At 41.5% G+C, this 22,211-nt stretch carries 36 protein-coding genes and 1 pseudogene; 17 read left to right on the top strand and 20 right to left on the bottom strand.

Annotation, left to right across the window (positions count from 1 at the left end; translation table 11 throughout):
• Window positions 1-57 precede the first annotated feature (57 nt).
• The 9 genes from cspE (at window position 58) to lldD (ending at window position 6,548) form a co-directional block, all read left to right on the top strand.
• Window positions 58-270 carry a transcription antiterminator/RNA stability regulator CspE gene (cspE, locus tag PSI14_RS06420; RefSeq protein WP_069314953.1) on the top strand — a complete coding sequence of 71 codons (213 nt, stop codon included), beginning with the start codon at window positions 58-60 and terminating at the stop codon, window positions 268-270.
• Between the two features lie 6 nt (window positions 271-276).
• Window positions 277-399 (top strand): cold shock small protein YmcF, encoded by a 123-nt coding sequence (gene ymcF / locus PSI14_RS20145; protein WP_232326365.1) that lies wholly within the window; start codon window positions 277-279, stop codon window positions 397-399.
• A gap of 287 nt (window positions 400-686) precedes the next feature.
• Window positions 687-995, top strand: a complete 309-nt coding sequence (locus PSI14_RS06410) for a hypothetical protein (RefSeq protein ID WP_273575089.1) — start codon at window positions 687-689, stop codon at window positions 993-995.
• A gap of 317 nt (window positions 996-1,312) precedes the next feature.
• The gene (locus tag PSI14_RS06405; protein ID WP_273575088.1) at window positions 1,313-1,510 is read left to right on the top strand and encodes a Cro/CI family transcriptional regulator; all 198 of its coding nucleotides are present in this window, start codon (window positions 1,313-1,315) and stop codon (window positions 1,508-1,510) included.
• A 110-nt stretch (window positions 1,511-1,620) separates the two neighbouring features.
• Window positions 1,621-2,073, top strand: coding sequence for a DUF2335 domain-containing protein (locus PSI14_RS06400; protein ID WP_273575087.1), 453 nt, complete (start codon window positions 1,621-1,623; stop codon window positions 2,071-2,073).
• Window positions 2,074-2,294: 221 nt separating this feature from the next.
• Window positions 2,295-2,837 carry a riboflavin biosynthesis intermediates N-glycosidase gene (ybiA, locus tag PSI14_RS06395; RefSeq protein ID WP_273575086.1) on the top strand — a complete coding sequence of 181 codons (543 nt, stop codon included), beginning with the start codon at window positions 2,295-2,297 and terminating at the stop codon, window positions 2,835-2,837.
• A 397-nt stretch (window positions 2,838-3,234) separates the two neighbouring features.
• The gene (locus tag PSI14_RS06390; RefSeq protein WP_273575085.1) at window positions 3,235-3,990 is read left to right on the top strand and encodes a thioesterase II family protein; all 756 of its coding nucleotides are present in this window, start codon (window positions 3,235-3,237) and stop codon (window positions 3,988-3,990) included.
• A 436-nt stretch (window positions 3,991-4,426) separates the two neighbouring features.
• Window positions 4,427-5,206 carry a polysaccharide lyase gene (locus tag PSI14_RS06385; protein WP_273575084.1) on the top strand — a complete coding sequence of 260 codons (780 nt, stop codon included), beginning with the start codon at window positions 4,427-4,429 and terminating at the stop codon, window positions 5,204-5,206.
• Between the two features lie 199 nt (window positions 5,207-5,405).
• The gene (gene lldD, locus PSI14_RS06380) at window positions 5,406-6,548 is read left to right on the top strand and encodes an FMN-dependent L-lactate dehydrogenase LldD (RefSeq protein ID WP_273575083.1); all 1,143 of its coding nucleotides are present in this window, start codon (window positions 5,406-5,408) and stop codon (window positions 6,546-6,548) included.
• Between the two features lie 163 nt (window positions 6,549-6,711).
• Here the strand turns inward: lldD and PSI14_RS06375 are convergent, their stop codons facing one another.
• Window positions 6,712-7,350 carry a PhzF family phenazine biosynthesis protein gene (locus PSI14_RS06375; RefSeq protein WP_273575212.1) on the bottom strand — a complete coding sequence of 213 codons (639 nt, stop codon included), beginning with the start codon at window positions 7,348-7,350 and terminating at the stop codon, window positions 6,712-6,714.
• A 212-nt stretch (window positions 7,351-7,562) separates the two neighbouring features.
• On the opposite strand from PSI14_RS06375, the gene PSI14_RS06370 reads away from it, so the two are divergent.
• The gene (locus tag PSI14_RS06370) at window positions 7,563-8,816 is read left to right on the top strand and encodes a tyrosine-type recombinase/integrase (protein WP_273575082.1); all 1,254 of its coding nucleotides are present in this window, start codon (window positions 7,563-7,565) and stop codon (window positions 8,814-8,816) included.
• A gap of 138 nt (window positions 8,817-8,954) precedes the next feature.
• Here the strand turns inward: PSI14_RS06370 and PSI14_RS06365 are convergent, their stop codons facing one another.
• The 17 genes from PSI14_RS06365 to PSI14_RS06285 all read right to left on the bottom strand — a co-directional run bounded on the left by PSI14_RS06365 (window position 8,955) and on the right by PSI14_RS06285 (window position 15,437).
• Entirely contained in the window at window positions 8,955-9,272 is a 318-nt protein-coding gene (locus PSI14_RS06365; protein ID WP_273575081.1) for a hypothetical protein, read from the bottom strand.
• Window positions 9,262-9,462, bottom strand: a complete 201-nt coding sequence (locus tag PSI14_RS06360) for a hypothetical protein (protein ID WP_273575080.1) — start codon at window positions 9,460-9,462, stop codon at window positions 9,262-9,264. Before PSI14_RS06360 ends, PSI14_RS06365 begins: the two co-directional genes overlap by 11 nt.
• On the bottom strand, window positions 9,459-9,770 hold the full coding sequence (locus PSI14_RS06355) for a hypothetical protein (protein ID WP_273575079.1): 312 nt from the start codon (window positions 9,768-9,770) through the stop codon (window positions 9,459-9,461). The genes PSI14_RS06360 and PSI14_RS06355 overlap by 4 nt, the downstream gene beginning before the upstream one ends.
• Window positions 9,770-10,003 carry a hypothetical protein gene (locus PSI14_RS06350; RefSeq protein ID WP_273575078.1) on the bottom strand — a complete coding sequence of 78 codons (234 nt, stop codon included), beginning with the start codon at window positions 10,001-10,003 and terminating at the stop codon, window positions 9,770-9,772. The genes PSI14_RS06355 and PSI14_RS06350 overlap by 1 nt, the downstream gene beginning before the upstream one ends.
• Window positions 10,000-10,344: a hypothetical protein gene (locus tag PSI14_RS06345; protein WP_273575077.1), complete on the bottom strand. Its 345-nt coding sequence runs from the start codon at window positions 10,342-10,344 to the stop codon at window positions 10,000-10,002. The genes PSI14_RS06350 and PSI14_RS06345 overlap by 4 nt, the downstream gene beginning before the upstream one ends.
• Before the next feature lie 12 nt (window positions 10,345-10,356).
• On the bottom strand, window positions 10,357-10,998 hold the full coding sequence (locus PSI14_RS06340; protein WP_273575076.1) for a hypothetical protein: 642 nt from the start codon (window positions 10,996-10,998) through the stop codon (window positions 10,357-10,359).
• Entirely contained in the window at window positions 10,998-11,855 is an 858-nt protein-coding gene (locus PSI14_RS06335) for an ORF6N domain-containing protein (RefSeq protein ID WP_273575075.1), read from the bottom strand. Before PSI14_RS06335 ends, PSI14_RS06340 begins: the two co-directional genes overlap by 1 nt.
• Before the next feature lie 86 nt (window positions 11,856-11,941).
• A complete protein-coding gene (locus PSI14_RS06330) occupies window positions 11,942-12,130 on the bottom strand; it encodes a PerC family transcriptional regulator (protein WP_273575074.1) in 189 nt (62 codons plus the stop codon).
• Entirely contained in the window at window positions 12,117-12,413 is a 297-nt protein-coding gene (locus PSI14_RS06325) for an ANR family transcriptional regulator (RefSeq protein ID WP_273575073.1), read from the bottom strand. The genes PSI14_RS06330 and PSI14_RS06325 overlap by 14 nt, the downstream gene beginning before the upstream one ends.
• Window positions 12,410-12,733: a hypothetical protein gene (locus PSI14_RS06320; protein WP_273575072.1), complete on the bottom strand. Its 324-nt coding sequence runs from the start codon at window positions 12,731-12,733 to the stop codon at window positions 12,410-12,412. The genes PSI14_RS06325 and PSI14_RS06320 overlap by 4 nt, the downstream gene beginning before the upstream one ends.
• A 2-nt stretch (window positions 12,734-12,735) precedes the next feature.
• Window positions 12,736-12,972: a hypothetical protein gene (locus PSI14_RS06315; RefSeq protein ID WP_273575071.1), complete on the bottom strand. Its 237-nt coding sequence runs from the start codon at window positions 12,970-12,972 to the stop codon at window positions 12,736-12,738.
• 77 nt (window positions 12,973-13,049) lie between these two features.
• Window positions 13,050-13,445: a hypothetical protein gene (locus tag PSI14_RS06310; protein WP_273575070.1), complete on the bottom strand. Its 396-nt coding sequence runs from the start codon at window positions 13,443-13,445 to the stop codon at window positions 13,050-13,052.
• Window positions 13,442-13,813 carry a hypothetical protein gene (locus PSI14_RS06305; protein WP_273575069.1) on the bottom strand — a complete coding sequence of 124 codons (372 nt, stop codon included), beginning with the start codon at window positions 13,811-13,813 and terminating at the stop codon, window positions 13,442-13,444. Before PSI14_RS06305 ends, PSI14_RS06310 begins: the two co-directional genes overlap by 4 nt.
• Window positions 13,814-13,829: 16 nt before the next feature.
• On the bottom strand, window positions 13,830-14,039 hold the full coding sequence (locus PSI14_RS06300; protein ID WP_273575068.1) for a hypothetical protein: 210 nt from the start codon (window positions 14,037-14,039) through the stop codon (window positions 13,830-13,832).
• A gap of 43 nt (window positions 14,040-14,082) precedes the next feature.
• On the bottom strand, window positions 14,083-14,244 hold the full coding sequence (locus PSI14_RS06295) for a hypothetical protein (protein WP_273575067.1): 162 nt from the start codon (window positions 14,242-14,244) through the stop codon (window positions 14,083-14,085).
• 31 nt (window positions 14,245-14,275) lie between these two features.
• A complete protein-coding gene (locus tag PSI14_RS06290; RefSeq protein WP_273575066.1) occupies window positions 14,276-14,467 on the bottom strand; it encodes a hypothetical protein in 192 nt (63 codons plus the stop codon).
• Window positions 14,468-14,741: 274 nt separating this feature from the next.
• On the bottom strand, window positions 14,742-15,437 hold the full coding sequence (locus PSI14_RS06285; protein ID WP_273575065.1) for an XRE family transcriptional regulator: 696 nt from the start codon (window positions 15,435-15,437) through the stop codon (window positions 14,742-14,744).
• Window positions 15,438-15,559: 122 nt separating this feature from the next.
• On the opposite strand from PSI14_RS06285, the gene PSI14_RS06280 reads away from it, so the two are divergent.
• The 6 genes from PSI14_RS06280 (at window position 15,560) to PSI14_RS06255 (ending at window position 20,518) form a co-directional block, all read left to right on the top strand.
• Entirely contained in the window at window positions 15,560-15,877 is a 318-nt protein-coding gene (locus PSI14_RS06280) for a helix-turn-helix transcriptional regulator (protein ID WP_273575064.1), read from the top strand.
• Window positions 15,878-16,167: 290 nt separating this feature from the next.
• Window positions 16,168-16,683, top strand: a complete 516-nt coding sequence (locus tag PSI14_RS06275) for a hypothetical protein (RefSeq protein ID WP_273575063.1) — start codon at window positions 16,168-16,170, stop codon at window positions 16,681-16,683.
• A complete protein-coding gene (locus PSI14_RS06270) occupies window positions 16,677-18,296 on the top strand; it encodes a DEAD/DEAH box helicase (RefSeq protein WP_273575062.1) in 1,620 nt (539 codons plus the stop codon). Before PSI14_RS06275 ends, PSI14_RS06270 begins: the two co-directional genes overlap by 7 nt.
• The gene (locus PSI14_RS06265; RefSeq protein ID WP_273575061.1) at window positions 18,293-19,270 is read left to right on the top strand and encodes a DUF7146 domain-containing protein; all 978 of its coding nucleotides are present in this window, start codon (window positions 18,293-18,295) and stop codon (window positions 19,268-19,270) included. Before PSI14_RS06270 ends, PSI14_RS06265 begins: the two co-directional genes overlap by 4 nt.
• Window positions 19,267-20,127: a helix-turn-helix domain-containing protein gene (locus PSI14_RS06260; protein WP_370688824.1), complete on the top strand. Its 861-nt coding sequence runs from the start codon at window positions 19,267-19,269 to the stop codon at window positions 20,125-20,127. The genes PSI14_RS06265 and PSI14_RS06260 overlap by 4 nt, the downstream gene beginning before the upstream one ends.
• Window positions 20,120-20,518 carry an antiterminator Q family protein gene (locus tag PSI14_RS06255; protein ID WP_273575059.1) on the top strand — a complete coding sequence of 133 codons (399 nt, stop codon included), beginning with the start codon at window positions 20,120-20,122 and terminating at the stop codon, window positions 20,516-20,518. Before PSI14_RS06260 ends, PSI14_RS06255 begins: the two co-directional genes overlap by 8 nt.
• A gap of 196 nt (window positions 20,519-20,714) precedes the next feature.
• Here the strand turns inward: PSI14_RS06255 and PSI14_RS06250 are convergent, their stop codons facing one another.
• Window positions 20,715-21,071: a DUF3969 family protein gene (locus PSI14_RS06250; RefSeq protein WP_273575058.1), complete on the bottom strand. Its 357-nt coding sequence runs from the start codon at window positions 21,069-21,071 to the stop codon at window positions 20,715-20,717.
• Window positions 21,071-21,514, bottom strand: a complete 444-nt coding sequence (locus PSI14_RS06245; protein WP_273575057.1) for a hypothetical protein — start codon at window positions 21,512-21,514, stop codon at window positions 21,071-21,073. The genes PSI14_RS06250 and PSI14_RS06245 overlap by 1 nt, the downstream gene beginning before the upstream one ends.
• A gap of 376 nt (window positions 21,515-21,890) precedes the next feature.
• On the opposite strand from PSI14_RS06245, the pseudogene PSI14_RS06240 reads away from it, so the two are divergent.
• A pseudogene (locus tag PSI14_RS06240) lies at window positions 21,891-22,211 on the top strand (site-specific DNA-methyltransferase); the annotation flags it as partial.

Here is a 22,211-nt window from a genome sequence, read left to right as displayed (position 1 = left end):
ATTAAAAACAAACCTTATTCTGCCTTATGGCAATTCAAAAAATTTAAAGGAATTCATATGTCTAATACAATGACTGGTTTAGTAAAATGGTTTAATAACGATAAAGGCTTCGGTTTTATCTCTCCAAAAGATGGCAGCAAAGATGTGTTTGTTCATTATTCTGCAATCCAAGGTAATGATTTTAAAAGCTTAGATGAAGGGCAAGAAGTTTCATTTACCATTGAAAATGGTATGAAAGGCCCAGCGGCTGCAAATGTGGTGCCTCTCTAAGGCGACATCTATTTCAGATGTCCATGCTGTAAAGGCTCACAGTATCGGAGATATCTCTTTGATGTATCAGAGAGTAATCCATACGGAGCGAAATGTATTTTTTGTAAATCAGTTATGTTGCCTGTTTAAATAGGCATACATTCAGATAGTTAAACCTCGCAAATGCGGGGTTTTTTATTGCCTGAAATTAAGAATAAAACTTGCTGTTTCCTTTAATCGGAGTTACCTGTGTAGTTATGCACAATAACTGACTATAGGATAAAATATCATGTAAAAACAGCGTGATATGACAATGATTGCAGCGTGTGTTTTAGAAAAAAATTCCACATGGAAATTGGTTTTCTGTCTCAGATGTTTCTCCATTCTTTGTTCACGGGGCGGTACATGCCCCAGAGGGATGTTCTCAGGCACAATCTATGCAAATAAAATTGTGGGTGACGTTGTATCTATCACGCTGGGGAATGTATCACTCAGAAATTGTGACAGTATCTTTTTTCATAAAAGACTCAATGAAGCCCATGCCGTTTAAGCGGATTTTTATTTATGGGCCGATAATGACGCTGCGTTATTCTGGAAAGTTTCCAGATAAAAACCCGCAATGTATCTCTGGCACGCTGTTTACACCCCCCATAATCATTCCTGCCAATACAACACCGACCATTAAAGTTGTTCTCACCATCCGGGCGAACAAGGAATTCCACACTTATATCCATATACCAACCTAAATCACTTAAATCGTCTCCACGCTCAAATCTCAAAGCACAACTTATAGAGCCACTAAAAACCGCCCACTCAACCCATTTAGGCCTAGGTGTGCAAGCACTAAATAATTTATTGTTGTCCTTTAAGTAAATGCTTTGCTGGTTGCCAGACTCAATATTTATCTGATCTGCACCGCTATCATACAAACATTCAGTGCTTTCTTTAACCATCATAAGGCTGTTTTCAGAGAATAATGCTAGCTCTATTAATACTATAAATACTAAAAGTATTGAAATATTTAGTACTTTAGATATTATTTCAAGGAAGAAGGAGGAAATGTATGGAAAAAATCCCATTGTCAGAATATGTGAAGTTGAATGGTCAAGCCAACGCAGCGCGTTTGGTGGGAGTTCATCAAACTGCAATCAGTAAGGCATTGCGTGCGGGGCGTAAAATATTTTTGATTCGTCAGGAAGATGGGACCTACAAAGCTGAAGAATGCCGCCCATTTCCTAGTCAAAAACAAAGTGTATTGTGAACAGAGAAAAGATCAAAGGTACGATTAATTCATCTCTATTATAGATTGAACTTAGTTATATCGCTGATTTTATTGAAGTGTTTTTTGTGTATATTACTAGGGGAGAAGACGTGAACGCTGACATTAGTCATTACTTCAGAGCGATAGGGAGCATTCTCGATATTATGCCGACAAATGATTACCGCGATGCTTTAGGTGTTGATTCATCAAATGAATATTTACTTGAAAATAAAGAAATTTCTTATTGCCTTGATTCATTTCCATCCCCTGAAGTATTAAAGAGTTATGAATCAATTTTACCGGGTTATGCTGAAAGAGTGTTTTCTCTGAGAGAAAAAGAACAGATTTTTCAACATGAAAAGCAGAGTAAGGCGCTGGATGGAATGATAAATAGAGATAGAAGAGGGCAATGGATGGGGTTTTTCATTGCTATATTTATCTTAATTGTGGCGACTGTCTTTGCTTTTAGAGGAGAAATGTTGTTTGCTGGTACTTTAATTACAATTGATTTAGTGGGATTGGCTGCTGTATTTGTTATTGGTCGTAAATCAAGTAGCAAATGATTGCAGAATAATATGAAGATTTATCTAAAAATATGTGAATCCACGTGTGATTATTTTCACTTGCTATCTTTTACATTAGTTATTTTATGTTTTGATTTTTTTATTACTCTTATTCTATATCAATGAAAATGACATAATATGCATCGACAAACATAAAAAATTTTGTATTATAGAGAGCGTTTATGTATTAAAGATAAGTTAGCGTGTTATAGAGAGTTAATATGGATATTAGAATTTTATGTGATTTATATCAATCAGGAAAGAAGCTGAAATATCTTTTTTTCTGGGGGCATAAAACCAATCATTCCAACCAAATAACCAAATCTTGTTTAAGCCAATGGTATCTGGCTCAATTTACTATTGATGATATAAAATATGTCAGTACGGAACATTATATGATGGCAGAGAAAGCCCGTTTGTTTAATGATCCCGAAGCGCTAAAAAAAATTATCCATGCTAAAACGCCAGAGGCAGCAAAAGCATATGGACGTGAAATACGTGGTTTTAACCAATCGATTTGGGATGAACATCGGTTAAAAATAGTGATTGAAGGGAACTCGGCGAAATTTTCTCAAAACAAGTCATTGGCAGAGTTCTTATTGAATACAGGGGATAAAATATTAGTTGAGGCTAGCCCTGTTGACCGCATTTGGGGTATCGGGTTAGCAGAAAACTCCATCAATATCAATAATCCTTTGACGTGGGATGGTCTGAACTTATTAGGGTTTGCACTGATGGCTGTGCGCGATAAGTTAAAGGAATAAGTTAAAATATAGAGCCTTACCAGATGAGGCTCTATATCTTTCATGGATTATTTTAGGGGGAACTACCGATTTTCTGTCGTCCTGTATGTGACGCTATCAGGTTTAACGTTGCTAGTTAATTAATAATTATAATCTAATCAATTTTTTCTGTTATAGAAAAAGAAGTAAATAATTATTATTCTGTGTGTAATGAGTGATTTTCAGCGTTATTAATATTTAATCTATTCCAAGTTGCAGTGTAAGCATGAAGAAACCGCTTGAAAGATTAATGGAATATCTCTTATTTTATTTTTCGAGAAATGAAAAGTTATCAGGGAGTTACGATGCTTACAGTTCAACATAATTCAACTTCTATTCACACAAGATCTTCCCATTATACTGCTAAAGGAATATAAATTTGTCTGATTCAGTTTTATTTTCTGTGATTAAAAAGCCAGAAGCTAGAGTACAGTTGTTATTTCTACATCACGCCGGAGGCTCTTGTTTTTCTTACATCGAGTTGGCTTACAAGTTATCGGAATTTATTGAGGTTTATTGTCTGGAACTGGCGGGTAGGGGAATGCGAGTTTCAGAGCCTTTTCAGTTGAATGTTGAAACTGTCATGTCCGATATTCTGACTTCAATAAAGCGTTTAAGATTAGGAGAGGATAAACCTTTATTACTGTTTGGACACAGTTTGGGAGCGGAGCTTGCTTATCAGGTTGCTTGTAGGCTTGAGAGTGAATTACCAGAAAATCAGTTAGCGCTCATTATCTCTGCCCGCGGTTTCATAGATCCCGAAAGTTTCAAAAATGAGCCATGTGAGGAATATTCTGACTCTTATGTCTTGAATATTCTTGAGCAGTGTGAGGGAACGCCAGCAAATGTTCTGTCTAATCCTGAATTGCGTAATTATGTGATCGAAACAATGAGAAACGATCTAATTTTACTGGATTCTTTGTCTCGCTTACAGAAGGTAAAGTTAAATGTCCCAGCCCTTGTGATAGGTGGAGCTCAGGATAATAGAGTGCCTGTTTCTCGGTTGGCGGAATGGTTGCCTGTGTTACCTAATCGAGTAGAGCAACAGATTTTCACAGGAGGGCATTTTTACTTGTTTAATAATGGTACAGTGATTTCTTGGCTCGAAAAACAGGCCAGAAAATTAGCAGGATAAGCCTGAGGTTATCGCTTTTGATACTGTTTGAGCGTTAATTATTAACTAACTGATATTAATGATTTAATTCAATAAATGGAAAAACAGGCAAAACTCAACAAGGAAGTTGTTTCATATAAATTTCAGATATGGAATATAAATAGCTATAAAGAATAGATGATACGTTATAACGGGAAAGTGATGACCAGATGATTCTTATAGAGCAATCCACTGCTTTTAGTATAAATTAGGTTTAACCTGAAAGGTGGATGTATTTATATATTAAATATAAAAGACCAGTGAGTTATTTTAAATATGGTTAACCAATTATAAGGTTTGACTATCATTTTAAATAGAGACAATATGAATATATATTTTGTAATGATTTTCTGAAATTATTTCATGTTGCATGGAGTTTTATGCAGAAATGTAAATATAACTTAATAAGGGGTCAATTATGGTGCCAACTTATTCTTCTCTTGTTTCTAATGAAAATAATGATGATTTGGTTAATGTGAATTTTGAGCACAAGATAGGGAAATATTCTCAAAAAAATTTTAAATCTGACTGGGGTATTTCACCTACTTCATCATCTGGCCTTAATCAGGGGAGATTAAATATCGTTATTGATCCTCAAGATGATAGAAACAAAGTGTTAGAGCTTACTTATCTCGCCAATACTGTCGGCTCTGAGGCCGGAACTTCATTTAATGCACCGATTAACGGCGAGCATGAAGCATTATGGTTACAATATAGGGTGATGTTCAATAAGGATTTTATGTGGGTTAAAGGTGGAAAATTACCAGGTTTGACCGGTGGTGATCATCCATCAGGTTGTATTGATAATGATAGTTTCGATGGTTTCAGTAGTCGCTTAATGTGGAGAAAAGAAGGAGAGTTATTTGGTTATCTCTATTATCCTGAAAAGAAGGAACGATGTGGCGATTATGTTAAATTAAAAACTCTTTTAAAGAAAGGAGTTTGGTATACCCTGACACAATATGTAAAACTGAATAGTATCGGTAAGCATGATGGTATTTATATACAATATGTCGATAATAAAGAAGTTTTTAGAACCAGTAACCTTAAATTGAGAAATGAAAAAGATGTTTTCATTGATGCGATAAAATGGAGTTCTTTTTTCGGCGGTTCTACACTGGATTGGGCTCCACCAGTGGAACAATATGCTTATTTTGATGATTTTATTGTTAGTGTTGGAAATCCTGATGATATTTAATAATTCAATAAGCACTAAATATTAAAAAGTAAGTTGTATATTCTTATAATGCGTAAAATAGGACAATTTTACCCATGCTGGTTTATAGGGGAATTGCGGCTGTTATAGCCTTGATTCTGGCATCTTGAAAAATGTGCGAATAACTTTTCAATATAATACCTTTTCAACATAATAACTTTTCAACATTAAGGTACATATTATGATTATTTCCGCTCCAACTGATTATCGGGTTGCAGCAAAAGCTAAGTTACCGCCTTTTCTGTTCCACTATATTGATGGCGGAGCCTATGCAGAGCACACTCTTAAACGTAATACTGCAGATTTATCCAATATTGAATTACGTCAGCGTGTGTTAAAGGATATGTCCGAATTAAGTCTGGAAACTAGCTTATTCGGAGAAAAAATGTCAATGCCAGTGGCACTTGCTCCCGTAGGATTAACGGGAATGTATGCGCGTCGTGGCGAAGTACAAGCTGCGCGTGCCGCAGCCAAAAAGGGGATTCCATTTACTCTGTCGACTGTATCAGTATGCCCGATTGAAGAAGTCGCTCCTGCCATAGATCGTCCGATATGGTTTCAACTTTATGTACTGAAAGATCGTGGTTTTATGCGCAATGTACTAGAAAGAGCGCAGGCTGCGGGAGTCAAAAATCTGGTGTTTACCGCTGATATGCCGGTTCCCGGAGCACGTTATCGTGATGCGCATTCCGGGATGAGTGGCCCAAATGTGGCTATGCGTCGTATTTTGCAGTCAATGACTCATCCTCAATGGGCTTGGGATGTGGGATTGCATGGCAAGCCACACGATCTTGGCAATATTTCTGTATATCGCGGTAAACCGATCAAATTAGAAGATTATATTGGTTGGTTGGGAAGTAATTTTGATCCATCCATTTCATGGAAAGATTTGGAGTGGGTCCGTGATTTCTGGAAAGGGCCAATGATTATCAAAGGCATACTCGATCCAGAAGATGCTAAAGATGCCGTGCGTTTTGGGGCAGATGGTATTGTGGTTTCAAACCACGGTGGGCGTCAACTTGACGGGGTTCTGTCAACGGCACGAGCCTTGCCTGCGATTGCGGATGCAGTCAAAAATGATATTACTATCCTTGCTGATTCCGGTATCCGAACAGGATTGGATGTGGTGAGAATGATTGCTCTGGGCGCTGATAGTGTTCTGTTGGGACGTGCTTTTGTTTATGCGCTGGCAGCGGCAGGTGAAGCTGGCGTTTCCAATTTGCTGGATCTGATTGATAAAGAGATGAGGGTGGCGATGACTTTGACAGGGGCGAGATCAATCTCGGAAATTAATTCGGATTTGCTGGTATGTAATCAAGATTAACCAAGACAAATGGCGGATGATTGCCATTACCGGTCAGCAGAATTTATCCTGCTGACCATCCTTTATTCGCCTTCTAAATACCAATAGGGAGGTATTCCTGCCATTCTTGTTAATAGCTTTTATTTATTGTGATTTATCAATAATTTTTATTTAAAACAAATTGTTACATATCATCAAAAATTATTTCACCATGCGAAAAAAGTTTTGCTTTACCTGTCAGGTAAACACGATCTCCCTCTATTCGACATAATAGCTCACCACCTCGTTCGGATAATTGACGAGCATGAAGTTCGGTTTTATTAAGCCGTTTTCCCCAAAAAGGTGCGAGAACACAATGACTGGAGCCTGTGACAGGATCTTCGTTGACACCTTTGGCTGGTGCAAAATAGCGTGAAACAAAATCAGAAGATGAATCACCGAGAGCCGTAATGGCAAGTCCTGGCAGGGACAGGGCAGCAATCTTAGCAAAATCAGGTTGGGCATTCATGATCTGTTCTGCGGAATCCAAAACACAAATATAACGATCACGTGAGGCGAACACAGCGGAAACATTTTGTCCTAGAGCATCTTGGATAACAGGTATGAGAGCGTTTTTTTCATGACAATCGGCGGCAGGGAAATCCAATGTAAAAATACCATCTTGATGAGAAACTCGGAGTTCACCAGAGCGGCTTTTGAATGTGAGTAACCGATCTTGGCGGTCACGATGTGTTATGAGAACAAACGCGGTCGCCAATGTTGCATGCCCACATAAATCTACTTCGACTTTGGGTGTAAACCAACGTAGATGATTTTCTACCAGAAAAGCATTTATTCAGTCACTCTTAATCATTAACAGTCATTCATAGTCATGATTTTTAATTTAATTAATTGATTTTTAATTATTATTTTTTATTATTTTGTTTGTGGCAATCATTAATAGTCACAGGTATTCACTTAGTGTCATAAGGAATGTGTACATTAAAGTGTACATGAACTACATTAAAAGCTGTGTTATTTTTTGAGGAAAGTGATATGGCAATTACTGATTCATGGCTCCGTTCCACCAATGGTAAACTTCAAGAAAAAATGGTTACCAAATCAGATAGGGATGGGTTATCTGTTCGTGTCACACCTAAAGGGAAAATTATCTTCCAGTTTAGGTATCGCTGGAACAGCAAGGGGGATCGGATTGACATTGGAACCTACCCAGCAACCAGTCTTAAAGATGCTCGTGACTCCGTAATTTTTTATCGCGGGGAATTAGAGCAACACCGCAATCCCAAGATAGTTAAACGTGTTCGTAAAGAGTCCGCTTTGAGTGCGGTCACTGTGGAAGTACTCATCAGGGAGTGGTGGAAAACGACAATGCAAGGAGCGAAGGTGGACGCTGATTCCATTTTACGCTCTTTCGAACTTCATGTTTTTCCTAGTCTTGGCAGGTTACCCCATGATGAGGTCACGCTCCATGTTTGGCTTTCTCTGATTGAAGCTGTTGCCAAACAAGCGCCATCAATTGGCACTCGTATATTGGCATACTCTAAGAAGGCACATAGGTGGGCTGTTCGGCGAGGAATGACTAAGCTCACCCCATTATCTGATATAGAAAAAAGTGATATAAAGGGCAAGAATCAGAATATTGATATTGATACCGAAACAGGTGAGAGAGTTCTTGATAGGGAGGAATTAGAGGTTTTATTTCAGCTTATTGATGCCCCTGAGTATAACCCACGCAATGCGCTAATAATAAAACTGTGTCTGCTATTCGGATGTCGTATTGGTGAGTTATTTAAAGCTAAAGTCAGTGATTTTGACTATGAGAAGAATATTTGGATTATTCCCCCAAAAAATCACAAGACAGGCAGAAGATCTAAAAAGCCCATTATTAGACCTATTATTCCAGCAGCTTATGATTTGATTGAATGGGCGAAGAAGTTAAATCATGGGAGTGAATATCTATTTACTACATTCAATGGCAGGGCATTCAAACGTGGGGCGCATGATGGAATAATTAAGAAACTCAATAAAAAAATGACTCTTCATCTACCTAATTGTGAGCACTGGTCAATCCACGACCTACGCCGAACAATGCGTACAGGAATATCTGAACTAACAGCACCTCATGTAGCTGAGATTATGGTGGGACATAAATTGCCGGGAGTATGGCAGGTGTACGATAAGCACACCTACCTGAATGAGCAGAGAGAGGCATACGAACGCTGGTGGGAAAAACTGACTAAAATTGTTTCCCGTCCTCCCAATCAAAAATGTCCTGTCGAAGAAAGTTAAGCTGGTCAGATTTAAACTTGGGCTTTGGGAAGCCTTCTCGTTTCTGCTTCCCATTGCCGCACCATAACCTTATCGTGTGCGGCTTTACTTTGTATCGATCTGCCAGTTCCTCTGTTTTGAAATAGGGATACTCTGCCATCATTTTTCTCCTTTCCGATACCCATTCCATAAAATCATCGTTGCCACCATTGCCGGAGTTGCTATGTCACTCCACGTCGCTTCAAAAATAATGGTGTTCAGTTCCGTACTGAGAATATCCTCCAGATTCCGTGGTCTTGCAGAGTAGGGCACCTCATCGGGCACCCCGTTCATAATGTCGATAACGAGTTCAGCGATTTCCTTTTCTCCCCGTTCTGGCTTCCGGTATCCGGCTTGCCAGACTGCATCGGTGATATCAGATGGATCACCCCAAGCAGAGGTGATTATCTGGGTGAGGTGGAGTGAGTTATTGATCACCGCTGCCTTCTCCCTTCTGCTTAAGTTCATAGCCGGCCATTTGAGCAATATGTATGGCAGAATGAATGGTTTTATCGATCATGTTATCCAGCTCTGTGATAGTTATTCTCATGCTGTTACCGTGCTCTTCACGGAGTAAATGCTTGGTTATTTCCCACAGAGTGGCGGTATCCATTAGGTTTTTACTCATCTTGTTCTCCTCACTCTGTGAATTAGGTCTGCCCTGACATAAAGAGTGTCTGTTGGGTTTATCCAGCCGGAGCACCATGTAATTTCAACTCCGTTATCTGGATACACAGGCTTACCTTCTTCTTCTGGTTCGGGATCGGTCTGTAGCCATATATATTCTGGAGCAGTAGGACATAAAATATGCTCTGGTAATTGCAATTCTGGCTGTTGTTCATCTGCCTTCTTCAACAACCACTCTGTCCACTCTTTCCCATCATCAATGTGACCGGGCAACCCAATTTCATTCTGTGCGTTATCGATGCTGATCATTATTTTTTACCTCGCTCATTACGCCCTTTGTTTGCTGTCTTTATTGGCGTTATCTTCACCTCTGCCACTTTGGGTGCGGGTGGCAGAGGAGGGCAAACGCCCTTGTGAATGTAAAAGTTATGTCTCATGCGGTGGATATGCCGCTTGGTGTGATCCCTGCCGTCATCAATGCGGACCACCGTTCTGACCAGCTCGTCGTTAATGTCCACTTTCTGGCGAGCTTCCTTGGTCATTGAAACATCCCCTTGGCTGCCAGCGTGTCGCCCATGTCATTGATCATGCTTTGCCATATTTCACGCCCGTAGCCTGTCAGGTAGCCATTGGCTGTGCATTTTTCCATCAGGTTAATGGCTATCACTTCCCATGATGGGTAATTCTGCTGTAGCGCTTCCAGTGCATAGCCATCCACCAATTGGCGAATACCTTTTACCCCATCGACAATAGCGACATTGATTTCTGTTTTGCCGACTTGCATCGTGAAGTGATCACCGCCGTTACGGGTTGTTACATCGTGATAGATAGCGGCTGCGTAGGTGTTCGCTAGTGCGTTGAGACGAAAGTTTTTCGTTATCATGTGAGCCTCTTATTAATGAATGACGGGGATAGTGTTAAACTCGCCAGCCTCTACCGCTTTGATTAATTCATCGTGCAAGATAGAAAGCCCCTCGCGCCCTTTCTCAGATAACCGATTGCCGTTCTCTGGCTGCACATTGATAAAATCCATGTACATTCTTACCGCCATGTCCGCGCCTTCTTCGCTACCGAACTGCTCAAACGCGATCCTCTCAACATGGGTTACCAACATCATGCGCTCTGCTAATGGGTATATCGTGATTGCCGCCTTCCCATTAACGTAAATAGCCGCGGTCTCAGTGCCTCCCCTGCCATTATCAACTTCACGAGTGCCGTTTCTGTCTATTTGCTCTTGCACAAATGAGGCTGACACAATCCACCGCCACAACATCAACCGTTGTTCATTGTTTGGCCCATAAAAACCCGCTTTCCAGCCATGAGAGAGAGCCAGTACCAATTCAAAGCCCAGCAATAAATCATCGTCATATTGACCCGCATCCAACGATTTCAGTGCCTCCTCATAACTCATGATTTCACTGTTTGCCGCCTCTGTGATGACAATGACGCCATACTTGCTGTAATCAAATGCGGTTTTAATATGTCGCTTTGTTGCGCTCATGAATATCCCTGCTGGATTGGTGTGATGCTTGCTCATTATTTGCCCTCCGGGGTATAAATTGCCTTGTCGTGGTGGTATTCACCGTTCCATGTTTTCTTCATGGGGAGTTCACCTTTCATATACAGGGCGTACAGGCGGTGACAGCCTCTCTCCAGTAACACAGCGGTGCGGGTGACAAACTCATCTTGCCCGTGGGGCCTTACCTTGTTTTCTTCCTCGGTGAGATAGCGATCCCGTGCGTATGAAGCGACACGCCAGCGTGGTTTTTTCTCCGGATCTTTCCGTTCGTTGTAAAGCCAGTTGCGTTCCATTGCCCACCCCATGATTCTGGCGGTATTCACACCGTTCAGTGACTTACAGAACGCCGGGAGGGTCATGCCCTTGGTGAAGTGTTTTTCCAGACTGTCCACTGTTGTACTCAGGGTTTTGTTTTCACCCTCAAGACGTTCAACATTTTCGGCATAGACAGACAGCATTGAACGTAACTTCGCGGGGTTACTTAACAGCTCGGCTTCTGTGGTGATGGCATCGCGACGCGTGAAGTAGAACTCAGTCAGGTCGTCGAAATAGTTCCATGCCTGATCGGTTTCCAGCATCTTGGAGTGGTTAGCAGCACCGCGTTCTGTCCAGAGGATTAGACTTCTCGTTTTATTGGAAATTTGTAGGTTACTTAAAGTAACTCGCAAATCTTTAAGTTCCTGTCCGGTGACCTTAAAGAAATGCTTTCCCTCAATGAATCTTTCAGTGTTTCTAGAGTAATTGACTTTGATGTTGTTAACATCAACCCCATACCCCGCCGCTAACTGCTCAGTAGTCACAACACGCTGACCGCGATACTCAACGATCTGTAATTCTTTGGCGGATACTGGAACTAACTCATTTTTCTTGCTCATTATTTCGCTTCCTTAAAATCAATCTTCATTCTTTTTGCTAAACGGCGCATAACCCTGTTGAGTCTTACTTCTTTTTCTTTTCGCCATCACCACCCCTCCCGAATAGTGATTCTTGCTTTCCGAACACAGCGCAGATTATTCTTGGTGCATTCCTGTTCTTGCTTGAGGTCTTTGGCTAATGAAAGAGCCTCACCCCATTTTTCAGTAGCCCGGCGAAATAAGCCTTTTAGTTCTAAATCCCGTGCTAATTGCTTTGCTTGTTCATATACCGTCATTATTCACCGCCTGTTTATTCATATGCTTTTTTAATTCAGAGGCTATGCGCTGACATTCTTTTCGGGCTGTTAATTCAGTGCTTCTTAATGCAGTGCTATAGCTATGATGCAATGAATGTCTTTTTTCGTTATGCTCCTGACGATATTCAGCCCATAATTGAGTATTAAGACGGGTGGCTACATTTTTGGCCTTCCCCCAATATTCGGCTGCAAGGTCATACTTTTCTTCTTTCTCGTTCTGGATGGCTGCATTAGCAAAATCTAAATAGGTTTTCTGTGTCATGATATTGGCTCCGTTTTTATTGCAATTCGTTTTAATATTTCCGTCATAAACTCATTACCCTCTTCGGTTAAATTCCCGTGCTTGGTGTAAAAGTTGTTATATGACTCAATAAGTAGTTCTTCTCTTTTGACGGCTACTACATCTTTCTCAAAGAGGCTGATTAACGCTAGAGTTAATATTTCCTCATCTAAATCCAGTCTGTAATTAAAATCGGCTACTTTTACAATTTCAGAGTAAGAGCCGTACTTTCTTTTTAATGCATCCAATTTGACGTGAATAAAAGCCTTTCGCTTTCTGGTTAATAAATCAGTATTTTCCATAATTAATCATCTTCATCACATGAGCACTCAGTCGTGCGTTTAACCAAATCCGCAATTTCATCTGCTAACTCAAGCTTGGATTCTAATGTTGGTAATATCTGTTTCTGAAAAGCCACAGATAAAGAAACAAAATAAACCGAAGGGTTTTTACTATCTACAAGGTTGCTTTTGGTATTCAAGGTCAAAATACCTTCTTCGTTTTTTTCTACTGTAATTTTTATTTCAAATTGTTCTTTCATTTTTTATTTCCTGTTTTCAGAGTAAGAGAATCCCCAGCGATGGCTCTGTAATTAAATTTGTTTTGTTTATTTTATTATTATTCTAATTCGGCTATTTGTATTTCTAACTCAGATATTGTTTCATGTAATGAGTTAATTTTATTCATTGCTTTTGAATACTTTTTCCTTATGATTTTATTTTTTCTTTCTCTTATTTCATCGATTGCATTGACGTGATTTTCATGTTCAGCTTCGATAATAAGAGGTAATACAGAAAGTAGTCGGGATAATCTATCAAGGTCAGTCATTGCATCACTTTCAGAATATTCTTCACTATTAGCCGCTGCGCTAGCTAAATTAGCAATGGATTTTATTCCGGCTGTTATCGAATGAATGACTTCATGGCTCGATGAAGATAAAAACTGTAAATCACTATCGCTCATCTTTTCTAATCGCTCATTATTGACACGGGTATGATAGAAGATATTATTCATGAGTATTCTACCCCTCGGACTCGTGCTATTTGTTGGCCTATATTACACACTGCAATCAATGCAATACTAAGTAATTGTGCACCGGTCAGACTTTTATCCGTATCTATTAATAAAGAAACATATGTTCTTAGGTTTTCTATTTCACTCGCAACGCCTTCCAATTCATCGAATGCCTGATTATCTGACATAATATAATCTTTATTTATATCCCTTAACTGTCGTGCTAAATCAATTGCCTGACGTTGCACACCACGGCACATTAAATAAGTATCCAGTTCAGCTTCATTTTGAGTTGCAGTCACTACGGGAAATATTGAGGCTTCAATTTCTTCTGCAATTTCGACGGCTGTTTCTAATTTACTTAACATATTTCACCCTGAGTTATTATTCTGAGTCATTGTTTAATTCATCAAGATCGCGATTTTGACATATTGATAATCTAAGCACCGTTCTTAACATTGAATGAGTATCAACTCCAACCTCGTTCTCGACTTTTTTTAATAATGGTATTAATAAAGTCTGCATTTCCTCATTAATTTCCAGTGCATTCTGTAAGCAGGATTTGCCACCAACCGATAGTTTATTTTTTTTCATATTATTTCGCCTTATATTCCCCTCAGAATTAATATTGTTTATCTCAGTTACGATTAACTATTTGACCCATCCAGCCAAAGATTACATATGTAGGAGCCAGTAACCTTTTTGCTTCCTCCCTATCACTTGCCTGAGCCTTAATACATTTGGGGCGACGTTGTTTCATATTGGCTCGTTCGATGGTAGCAAAGATAAAAGTTTTCATTATTCTCGTTCCTTGGATATTAAATAAGGTTTCAGTTATTTTGTTCCCGATTTATATCGGCTATGCTGTCGATAATATTGTTTGTAGTGTCTAATGCCATTTCAATCAAATATTCTGTTTCTTTATCTTTTTCCGCAGATAACCAAGTAGATAGATAAGTTTGCAATTGCTCTGCAAATCGTAATGATTTCTGAATATCTGTGCGTGTTTTTTCTTTTTTCATTTGGTTATCTCTTTATGTTTTTTTTTGTTAGAAGATGGCATATAAACCATCCACCATGCGAACAGCCTTGATGACTTAATCTTTTACTTTTCAAGAACAATGAGTAGATTGTCATTGTTGTTTGCTCGGCTTCGTATAGATAATATCAATTGCTTTATTTGTGTCAACAACAAATTTGTGTTTAAAACAAATTTGTTTTAACTTATTGAACTTAAATTATTTTTTAGGCATAAAAAAACCAGCCATCTGCTGGTTCTTTGAAATTAAGTATTTTTTAAACATATCTTCGCATAGCTTGTGCCTGACTGATTAAAATTTTTCCATGAATGCATAGTAAATCAACCTCATCAGAGGAGAGCGACCAAGTTTCATAAGCCTTATTGTCAGAAATAACTTTCAGTTCAAATTTAACCTTTTGAAGGCGCTTTATGAATAAATTACCATTAAAATCAAATAAATACATCCCGTCACCATCAAAGTGTTTTACAGATATATCTATGAAGACTAAATCTCCTGGCTCAATAGTGCCAGACATGGAGTCACCTTGCATATTGACTAAGTTGACAGAGTTTGGGCTTCTATTTCCAAAAATTGATTTTGCGTATTCTGGTGCATATTCTATGGAATGAATAATCGGCACGATCTCGTTAGAGCTTTCTCCTGCACTGGATTTTGTTGCAGCATCCAATACATCGACTCTAAATATCCGATTATTATGAGTTTTTATGACTGAGTTTTCTTTGCCGTTGTTCTCAATGCTTTCAGTGCCACGAGAGAATAACTCTGATACCGGAACTGATAACGCTTCTGCTATCTTGGTCAAGGAGGATTCACTAAACCCCTGCTTGCCCCTTTCTAGACGCGACAGGTTACCCACATCTCCTCCTATAGCTTGTGCTAACTCAAGAATAGTCATTCGCCTAGACTTTCTTAACTCTCTTATTCGCTCTCCGACATTAAATTCGCTCATTTTTTACCCCTTTTAGCTTCGGTTTTGCACATTTAACAATTTATTTGTCTTTCATACAAGGTGTAGTTTACAAATTAAGATTTGCGTGTAATATGTGTATAAAACAAATTATAGAGGGTGATATGGATACTCCATTAAGAAAAATCAGAAAAGAGCAGGGGTTAACTCTTGCTCAGGTAGCAAACGCTGTTGATTGTGACGCAGGGAACCTTAGCCGAATGGAGCGAGGTATTCAAAAACCTGCACTAGATCTAGCAGAAAAGTTAGTGACCTTTTTCGGGCGAAAAATAAGCGAAATACAGATTTTATACCCTGAAAGATTTAGACAGAACAACTATCCAGATGTCATTGAGGCCACTAACGGCGCCGTCCAAGCCCACGAGCTACGCCCCGATCTGCCTAAAGTGTTTCCGCCACCCAAGGAGGCAAGTCATGAATAACTTTCAGTCAGTTGTTGTTTATGCGCTGGCGCTGTTGGTGATCCCGATATGGGGAGCGTGGTTGTTGTTGGGGGTTCTGTGATGGCGGCTTTTCGTGATTTTAGCAACGTAATAATGCCCGAAGTTTATCATCCGGGTGACGCGGAATGGATTCAAAAGATTCTTACCGCGATGAACTCAACCACAAGGGAGTATGCGAGAGATAAATACGCCTACGTCTACAAACTTCGGCGGGATGAAGATCCGGTGCCGCATCGCAGGGATAACACAGGGGCTAGGGCTGCTAACACATGGCTTCGATTGTTCTTCAAGAAAAATTACAGATCGATGAAGGGTTATACAGAAGAGCCGATGGAGGTATCGACAAAGTGACCAGTTTAGTTGTGAGGTTGTACTCCCTAGAAAGTACATCGGTGTATCAGCTTGGTAGTACACAGGGGAAGAGGGGAAAACTTTCTAGGGGGGTTTGGGGGGTGATCTTTGAAAGGGGTGTTAGGGAAGGCACAGCCAAGAGGAAGAACTCAGATCTTAATGTAGATCACTGTAGGGGTTACAAAACGGGACAGGTGGCTAGACGTCCAAATGGGAATAAGAAAAGGGCTTGTCCTCTGGCAGTGGACATTACTCAAGTGAGGGTATCAATGTTAACTAAGAATGGAAGTGTAAGAGGGTGCAAGAAACCGAACAGCGACACTTTGGTAGGTAAGACTGATTCGGCCCTTGCAATCGGTAATACAGATGCGGTTACCGAGACAAAGTATCGCACGGTAACGCAGGAAAATAAACAGGGGGCGAAAGAATGCTAACGATCACCCCTAACTTCGCGCAGGAACGCAGTTTAAGTCTGTTGCGCCAGAACTGGAAACAGCACCGTACCTTCATGGTATACAGCCCAACAGGTTCAGGCAAAACAGGTTTAGCGGCGTTCATCACTGACGGTTACATTTCTCGTGATATGCGTGTGATGTTCTGCGTGCCTTATACGATCCTCGTAGACCAGACTGCCCAGCGCTTTATCGAGTATGGCTTGCCTGAGCGCGAAATCAGTTACGTCTGGCGTGACCATCTCAATTATGACCCAACCCGACTGATTCAGATTGCCTCAGCCGATACCATTATCCGCCGTGAGTTCCCCGGCAATATCGATTTACTGATTATCGACGAGGCGCACTTACGCCGTAAGCGGATGCTGGAAATTATCCGTGACAGTGACTTTCCGGTGATCGGGTTATCGGGCACACCCTTTGCCTCGTTCCTCGGTCACTACTATGAAAAACTGATAAAGCCCACCACGATGAAAGAACTGATTCAGCGTGGGGATTTGAGCAAGTATGAATTCTATGCTCCGATGAAACCGGATTTAAGCAGGGTGAAATCCAATAGCAGCGCGGAATACGGCAGTGATTATAAAGAAAATGAGATTGCTGAAATTATGTGCGGGGCTGATCTGGTGGGGGATATTGTCAGTAACTGGCTGGCGAATGGTAATAACCAGCCAACCATTTGTTTCTGCGTGACGGTCAGCCATGCCAACTTCGTGACCGTGGAGTTTAATCGCGCAGGGATCAATGCCGAAATCATTACAGCTCAGACACCCCATGAAGAACGCCAGATTATGATTCACCGCTTTGAGCAGGGTGCAACAAAAGTCATTGTGAACGTAGGCACCTTGATCGCGGGTTTTGACAGTGATGTGCGTTGCATTATTTACGCCCGACCGACGAAGTCAGAAATCCGCTGGACCCAATGTCTCGGCAGAGGCTTACGTACCGCGCCGGGCAAAGAAACCTGTCTTATCTTCGATCACTCCGGCTCTGTCCACCGCCTTGGCTATCCCGATGATATCGAATATGACGAACTGCCCCGCAAGAATGACGGCATGAAATCCAGTTCCAGTTACCGGGAGCAAGAGAAGCAGGAGAAGTTACCGAAAGAATGTTCCTCCTGCCACTACATGAAGCCAGCGGGTGTCTATGTCTGCCCGAAGTGTGGGTTTAAGCCGCTGGTGGGGGAGGACATTGATGTTGATACCAGCCGCACCATCAAAAAACTCGACAAGAAAGCGCGCGTCTACACACAGGCCGAAAAGCAGAGTTTCTATTCCCAGTTGAAGTGTTACCAGAACCAGCGCGCCTCACAGGGCAAGACTGTCAGTGATGGCTGGGTATCCAACACGTTTAAAGACAAGTTCGGCGTCTGGCCTCGTGGGTTCCATGACACCCCGCAAGAACTGACACCGGAAGTGAATAACTTCATTAAGCACAAGCAAATAGCCTGGGTGAAAAGCCGCAAGAAAGCAGAGCAAAAGCAGCCGTCCAGCCACGAACAGCAGGAAATGCGTCTTGAGGTTGCTCATCAAAAAGTGCGCGATATCCGTGAAAAATTAGGCATTCAGCCACATCAGGGAGACACACCGTGAACAGAATAAAAACGACCGAGGCGGTTATTGGTCGCTGGCCTGAAATCTTCGCCTATTACAAATTACCGCCAGTGACAGGCAGGAAACACTTTAAAGGGATGTGCCCAATCTGTAAGCAAAAGGGAAAATTCCGCATTGATGACCGTGACGGGCGCGGAACATTCATTTGCACCTGCAATGCGGGTGATGGCTGGGCACTACTGAGATTGACGCAGGGTAAAGAATTTAAGGTGCTGGCGGATGAGATTGATCAGCTATTGGGTATCCAGTCAGACAAGCGCAGTGTGGTGAAAGAAGAGAAGAATATCACCACATTCAGGAACCGAGTCACCGCCTGCTATGCCAACTTACCCAGCCTGAAAGGGACACAAGGGGAAGCCTATTTGCGAAGCCGGGGCATTCATGTTCTGCCTGCCGACAACGTGAGGTACTGCCCCGACCAGCCTGTCCGTAATGGGAGACTGCAAGCGCTCTGGGCACTGGTGACCGATGCGAAGGGAACATTATGTTATCTGCACCGTACTTACCTTGACGGGGACAGAAAGGCGGACATCACGCCCCAGAAGAAACTGGATGCGACACAGGAAAATAACTATCGCGACCATGCCCAGTCACCAGCGATCCGCCTGTTCCCGGTCGATTCGACATTGGGGATTGCTGAGGGCATCGAAACCGCGCTTTCCTGCAAACAGATTTACGGGGTCAACACTTGGTCAGTGGTGCACGCGGGGTTTATGGAGCGCTTTCTGGTGCCCAAGGGCGTTACGCATTTAATCATCTTCGCGGATACGGACTGGAGCGCCACAGGCCATGCGGCGGCCATGGCGTGCGCGACTAAAAACCTAAAGGCGAATAACGACTTGGAAAGAGTCAGTGTCCGCTGGAGTGATAACGGGGATTTTAACGACCTGCTCCAGAACGGCGATCAGGCCCGACAGTTGGAATTTATGAAAAAGCAGCGGGAGAACACATAATGATGGACAACACAGCACACAAAACCCTTTTCACTATCCCTGAACCTTGCTACAGCACGGCGCTGGCAACCGTGAAACCATTACCTGTTCAGCGGAAGATCACCGGCAATAAACAGGTGGATGCTTACCTGTGGGTACTGGCAGTCATTAAGACCAATGAACCCGCCCACCTTGAGGCAGCAGAAGCGGCCTTGAAGAAATTGAAAATCACGCCCAAAGAGGCCCAAACGAAATACGCTGATTACCTGATGAAATCGGGTGCCCATGCCTTCCAGATTGCCTTTGGCACCCTGAGCATGGATAACCCACAGGGCTATATTGATCGTGCGAAGGAGCAGATCAGTGAAGCAGCGAAAGTCAGGGGAACCTTTGAGAGCTACGAAGGCGCACTGGAACTGACTGAACCGGAAAAATTAATGCTGGTGGGTGAACTGGCAGAAATCTATGAGGCAGGTTACTACTGGAACGAAAAAGAGCTGGCGGAAGGCTGTATGCGTGGTGATCGTGTTCACGAAACCGAAAAATTACGCAAAGCAACGGCGAAAGGGTTTGCTGAACAGCTTCCCGAACCGCATACCTTGTCTGATGTAGTGCGTGAGTTCCTGTATTGGGACTGGTTATATCAGATGCGCAATGTGGCCGACAAGGAACTTAATCCCGGCGGGTATGGCGATGAACGATATTATGTCTATGACCGGGAAGATTACCTTGAAGAAAAACTAGTCACCCTCCAAGCCGTGAACCGCCAAGAGGCTATCGACGTCTGTAAATGGGTGCTGGAGGAAGAGCGGTTCCATGATCGTGAGCTGACCGACAGGATTATCCTCAATCTGGTGGGGGAGTGTGCGAATGCGTGATATGCGGATAATACTTAATCAGTGGGGCGCATGGGCCAGTGAGGGGAATAGTGACGTTGACTGGGAACCCATTGCCGCAGGGTTTAAAGGTCTGGTTCCCAGCACCAGAAAGACCCGTGCCCAATGTTGTGATGATGATGGAATTGCGATTGATGCCGCCGTTCTGCGGTTGAAGAAGCATAACCCGTATTCCTACCAGTTGATCGTATTGCACTACATTAAGGCCTCACCATTAAGAACAATGGGGACTAAGTTAGGCATTTCCCACAACGAGGTGGCAAAACGGTTACAGGCTGCTGAGGGATTTATTGAAGGGGTACTGGCCGTTTCTGATGTGGTTCTGGAACTGGACAAGTGCGTACAAAAAGAAATCGTTAATAGAGTTGCGTAATTACAAAAGTCGGTATATTGTGATAAGAGTGATAGCAATGTCACACAGCTTATTGAATTATCAGACCTCGCCTCGGCGGGGTTTTTGTTACCTAGGACTCAGACTTAAAAAGATGACAGTCACCCTTGCATCCATTACAGAATAGGTAACTGCCACATTGCATTTAAGCTGATAGATACGCTGTAGATGGGGTAATTTATCCTCTTCTGCCTTTACCTTTTATGAGAATTTCTTTCTCCACCAATCTTCCTATTTCACCATTATTTTTAATGGCTAATAATGTTTGCTCGATCAGCTCATTAATACTAGCGGGTAATTCTTCCGGTATTAAAGATGCCACGTCTTCAAGTTCACAGCCGAGGTCAATGATATTAATCAATTCGTCGGATACTTTAATTTTTTTTAATACGTCGGGGACATAGGGCATGAATATAAACCCTTCTGCTTCATCAATAGAAATCAGTTTCTTATCAAGAGAATGCAACAACCCCAAGACAAAAATGCTAACAAATTTTTCTGCGTGTTTCTTTTCAATACAATAACAAAGTTTCATTAACTTCCCCTTATACTCCACCCATGATGGACTTTCACATCAAATACAAGACCACTTTTGTGTTGAAAGTAATGGATAGACACTCGCTGATTAGAGGCACTATAGCCGTTTTTATAGATTTTATACCATTGCCCGGCTCTTACGGCTCTTAGATCCTGCAAAACTTTTTTATTGTTAACAACATTCCGAGTTGTTCCATCTTGGACTGGCCTAAACCCTTTAGGATATTGCGGTGCATCCTTGATTGATTTGTAAGTATGCTTAATGCTACTTAATTCATTGCCTTGTTTATTCGGAGTTTTTGGGGTTTTTGGGGTTTTTGGAATCTTAATGAGTGAGATTTGATGTATGTTTGTCGCCGTATCTGGCGCTTGAAAGCTGTGTCCCGAAAAGGGAAGTAATACCAATAAAAGGCTAAATAAAACCTTTGCAAGTCGTTTCATAATGTTAAATATCCTCAATATAAGTCAGTCGGTTTTAGGTATTCTCACAACAGAATTAGAATGACTCTGGTGTAATATGAAGCATTATATAGATACCCAACTAAACGGAATTAAAACCAGAACTGATTTATTTCGGATAAAACATGAATAAAAGATAAATGAAGTTGATTATTAAAAATTTATATGGTGAGTGAAATCTTTTAATTTACAATCCAACTACCGAAAAATCCTAGGTAGTTCAAAATCCCGTTTGATCACGGATAACGCCATTTGATAACGGATAGTGTTATTTGATCACGGATAACCAATTCAAGGCTGCGCATGGCGTGGCCTTTTTTTTGCTCAGTTGTCAATAAATGGAATGCCCCTGATGACCATTGAACAAATCACCCTGAACGACCCTGAATCCAAGAGCGCGGATATCACCCAAGAAAATGTCGAACAACTTAAGCAACTTTTCCCTGAGGTATTTTTGGAAGGAAAAATCGACTTTGACGCTTTAAAAGCCGTGCTGGGTGAAGTCGTTGATGATTCAGATGAGCGCTATAACTTCACTTGGCAGGGTAAAACCCGCGCACGTCAAATTGCCCAGACGCCATCAACAGGCACACTACGTCCATGCAAGGAAGAGAGTGTTAACTGGGATACGACGGAAAACCTGTTTATTGAAGGCGATAATCTTGAAGTGCTTAAGTTG

The organism is Xenorhabdus anantnagensis, assembly GCF_028598555.1.
GTDB classification, from domain to species: Bacteria; Pseudomonadota; Gammaproteobacteria; order Enterobacterales; family Enterobacteriaceae; genus Xenorhabdus; species Xenorhabdus anantnagensis.
The sequence above is the reverse complement of the archived record's forward strand: the minus strand, read 5'-3'. Positions and strand labels throughout refer to the sequence as shown.

Bases quoted from the DNA above. Each gene is read 5' to 3' on its own strand.
- cspE (WP_069314953.1), top strand. From the start codon at position 58: ATGTCTAATACAATGACTGGTTTAGTAAAATGGTTTAATAACGATAAA.
- PSI14_RS06410 (WP_273575089.1), top strand. From the start codon at position 687: ATGCAAATAAAATTGTGGGTGACGTTGTATCTATCACGCTGGGGAATG.
- PSI14_RS06405 (WP_273575088.1), top strand. From the start codon at position 1,313: ATGGAAAAAATCCCATTGTCAGAATATGTGAAGTTGAATGGTCAAGCC.
- ybiA (WP_273575086.1), top strand. From the start codon at position 2,295: ATGGATATTAGAATTTTATGTGATTTATATCAATCAGGAAAGAAGCTG.
- PSI14_RS06385 (WP_273575084.1), top strand. From the start codon at position 4,427: ATGGTGCCAACTTATTCTTCTCTTGTTTCTAATGAAAATAATGATGAT.
- lldD (WP_273575083.1), top strand. From the start codon at position 5,406: ATGATTATTTCCGCTCCAACTGATTATCGGGTTGCAGCAAAAGCTAAG.
- PSI14_RS06370 (WP_273575082.1), top strand. From the start codon at position 7,563: ATGGCAATTACTGATTCATGGCTCCGTTCCACCAATGGTAAACTTCAA.
- PSI14_RS06360 (WP_273575080.1), bottom strand. From the start codon at position 9,462: ATGAGTAAAAACCTAATGGATACCGCCACTCTGTGGGAAATAACCAAG.
- PSI14_RS06355 (WP_273575079.1), bottom strand. From the start codon at position 9,770: ATGATCAGCATCGATAACGCACAGAATGAAATTGGGTTGCCCGGTCAC.
- PSI14_RS06350 (WP_273575078.1), bottom strand. From the start codon at position 10,003: ATGACCAAGGAAGCTCGCCAGAAAGTGGACATTAACGACGAGCTGGTC.
- PSI14_RS06345 (WP_273575077.1), bottom strand. From the start codon at position 10,344: ATGATAACGAAAAACTTTCGTCTCAACGCACTAGCGAACACCTACGCA.
- PSI14_RS06340 (WP_273575076.1), bottom strand. From the start codon at position 10,998: ATGAGCAAGCATCACACCAATCCAGCAGGGATATTCATGAGCGCAACA.
- PSI14_RS06335 (WP_273575075.1), bottom strand. From the start codon at position 11,855: ATGAGCAAGAAAAATGAGTTAGTTCCAGTATCCGCCAAAGAATTACAG.
- PSI14_RS06330 (WP_273575074.1), bottom strand. From the start codon at position 12,130: ATGACGGTATATGAACAAGCAAAGCAATTAGCACGGGATTTAGAACTA.
- PSI14_RS06325 (WP_273575073.1), bottom strand. From the start codon at position 12,413: ATGACACAGAAAACCTATTTAGATTTTGCTAATGCAGCCATCCAGAAC.
- PSI14_RS06320 (WP_273575072.1), bottom strand. From the start codon at position 12,733: ATGGAAAATACTGATTTATTAACCAGAAAGCGAAAGGCTTTTATTCAC.
- PSI14_RS06315 (WP_273575071.1), bottom strand. From the start codon at position 12,972: ATGAAAGAACAATTTGAAATAAAAATTACAGTAGAAAAAAACGAAGAA.
- PSI14_RS06310 (WP_273575070.1), bottom strand. From the start codon at position 13,445: ATGAATAATATCTTCTATCATACCCGTGTCAATAATGAGCGATTAGAA.
- PSI14_RS06305 (WP_273575069.1), bottom strand. From the start codon at position 13,813: ATGTTAAGTAAATTAGAAACAGCCGTCGAAATTGCAGAAGAAATTGAA.
- PSI14_RS06300 (WP_273575068.1), bottom strand. From the start codon at position 14,039: ATGAAAAAAAATAAACTATCGGTTGGTGGCAAATCCTGCTTACAGAAT.
- PSI14_RS06295 (WP_273575067.1), bottom strand. From the start codon at position 14,244: ATGAAAACTTTTATCTTTGCTACCATCGAACGAGCCAATATGAAACAA.
- PSI14_RS06290 (WP_273575066.1), bottom strand. From the start codon at position 14,467: ATGAAAAAAGAAAAAACACGCACAGATATTCAGAAATCATTACGATTT.
- PSI14_RS06285 (WP_273575065.1), bottom strand. From the start codon at position 15,437: ATGAGCGAATTTAATGTCGGAGAGCGAATAAGAGAGTTAAGAAAGTCT.
- PSI14_RS06280 (WP_273575064.1), top strand. From the start codon at position 15,560: ATGGATACTCCATTAAGAAAAATCAGAAAAGAGCAGGGGTTAACTCTT.
- PSI14_RS06275 (WP_273575063.1), top strand. From the start codon at position 16,168: ATGGCTTCGATTGTTCTTCAAGAAAAATTACAGATCGATGAAGGGTTA.
- PSI14_RS06270 (WP_273575062.1), top strand. From the start codon at position 16,677: ATGCTAACGATCACCCCTAACTTCGCGCAGGAACGCAGTTTAAGTCTG.
- PSI14_RS06255 (WP_273575059.1), top strand. From the start codon at position 20,120: ATGCGTGATATGCGGATAATACTTAATCAGTGGGGCGCATGGGCCAGT.
- PSI14_RS06250 (WP_273575058.1), bottom strand. From the start codon at position 21,071: ATGAAACTTTGTTATTGTATTGAAAAGAAACACGCAGAAAAATTTGTT.
- PSI14_RS06245 (WP_273575057.1), bottom strand. From the start codon at position 21,514: ATGAAACGACTTGCAAAGGTTTTATTTAGCCTTTTATTGGTATTACTT.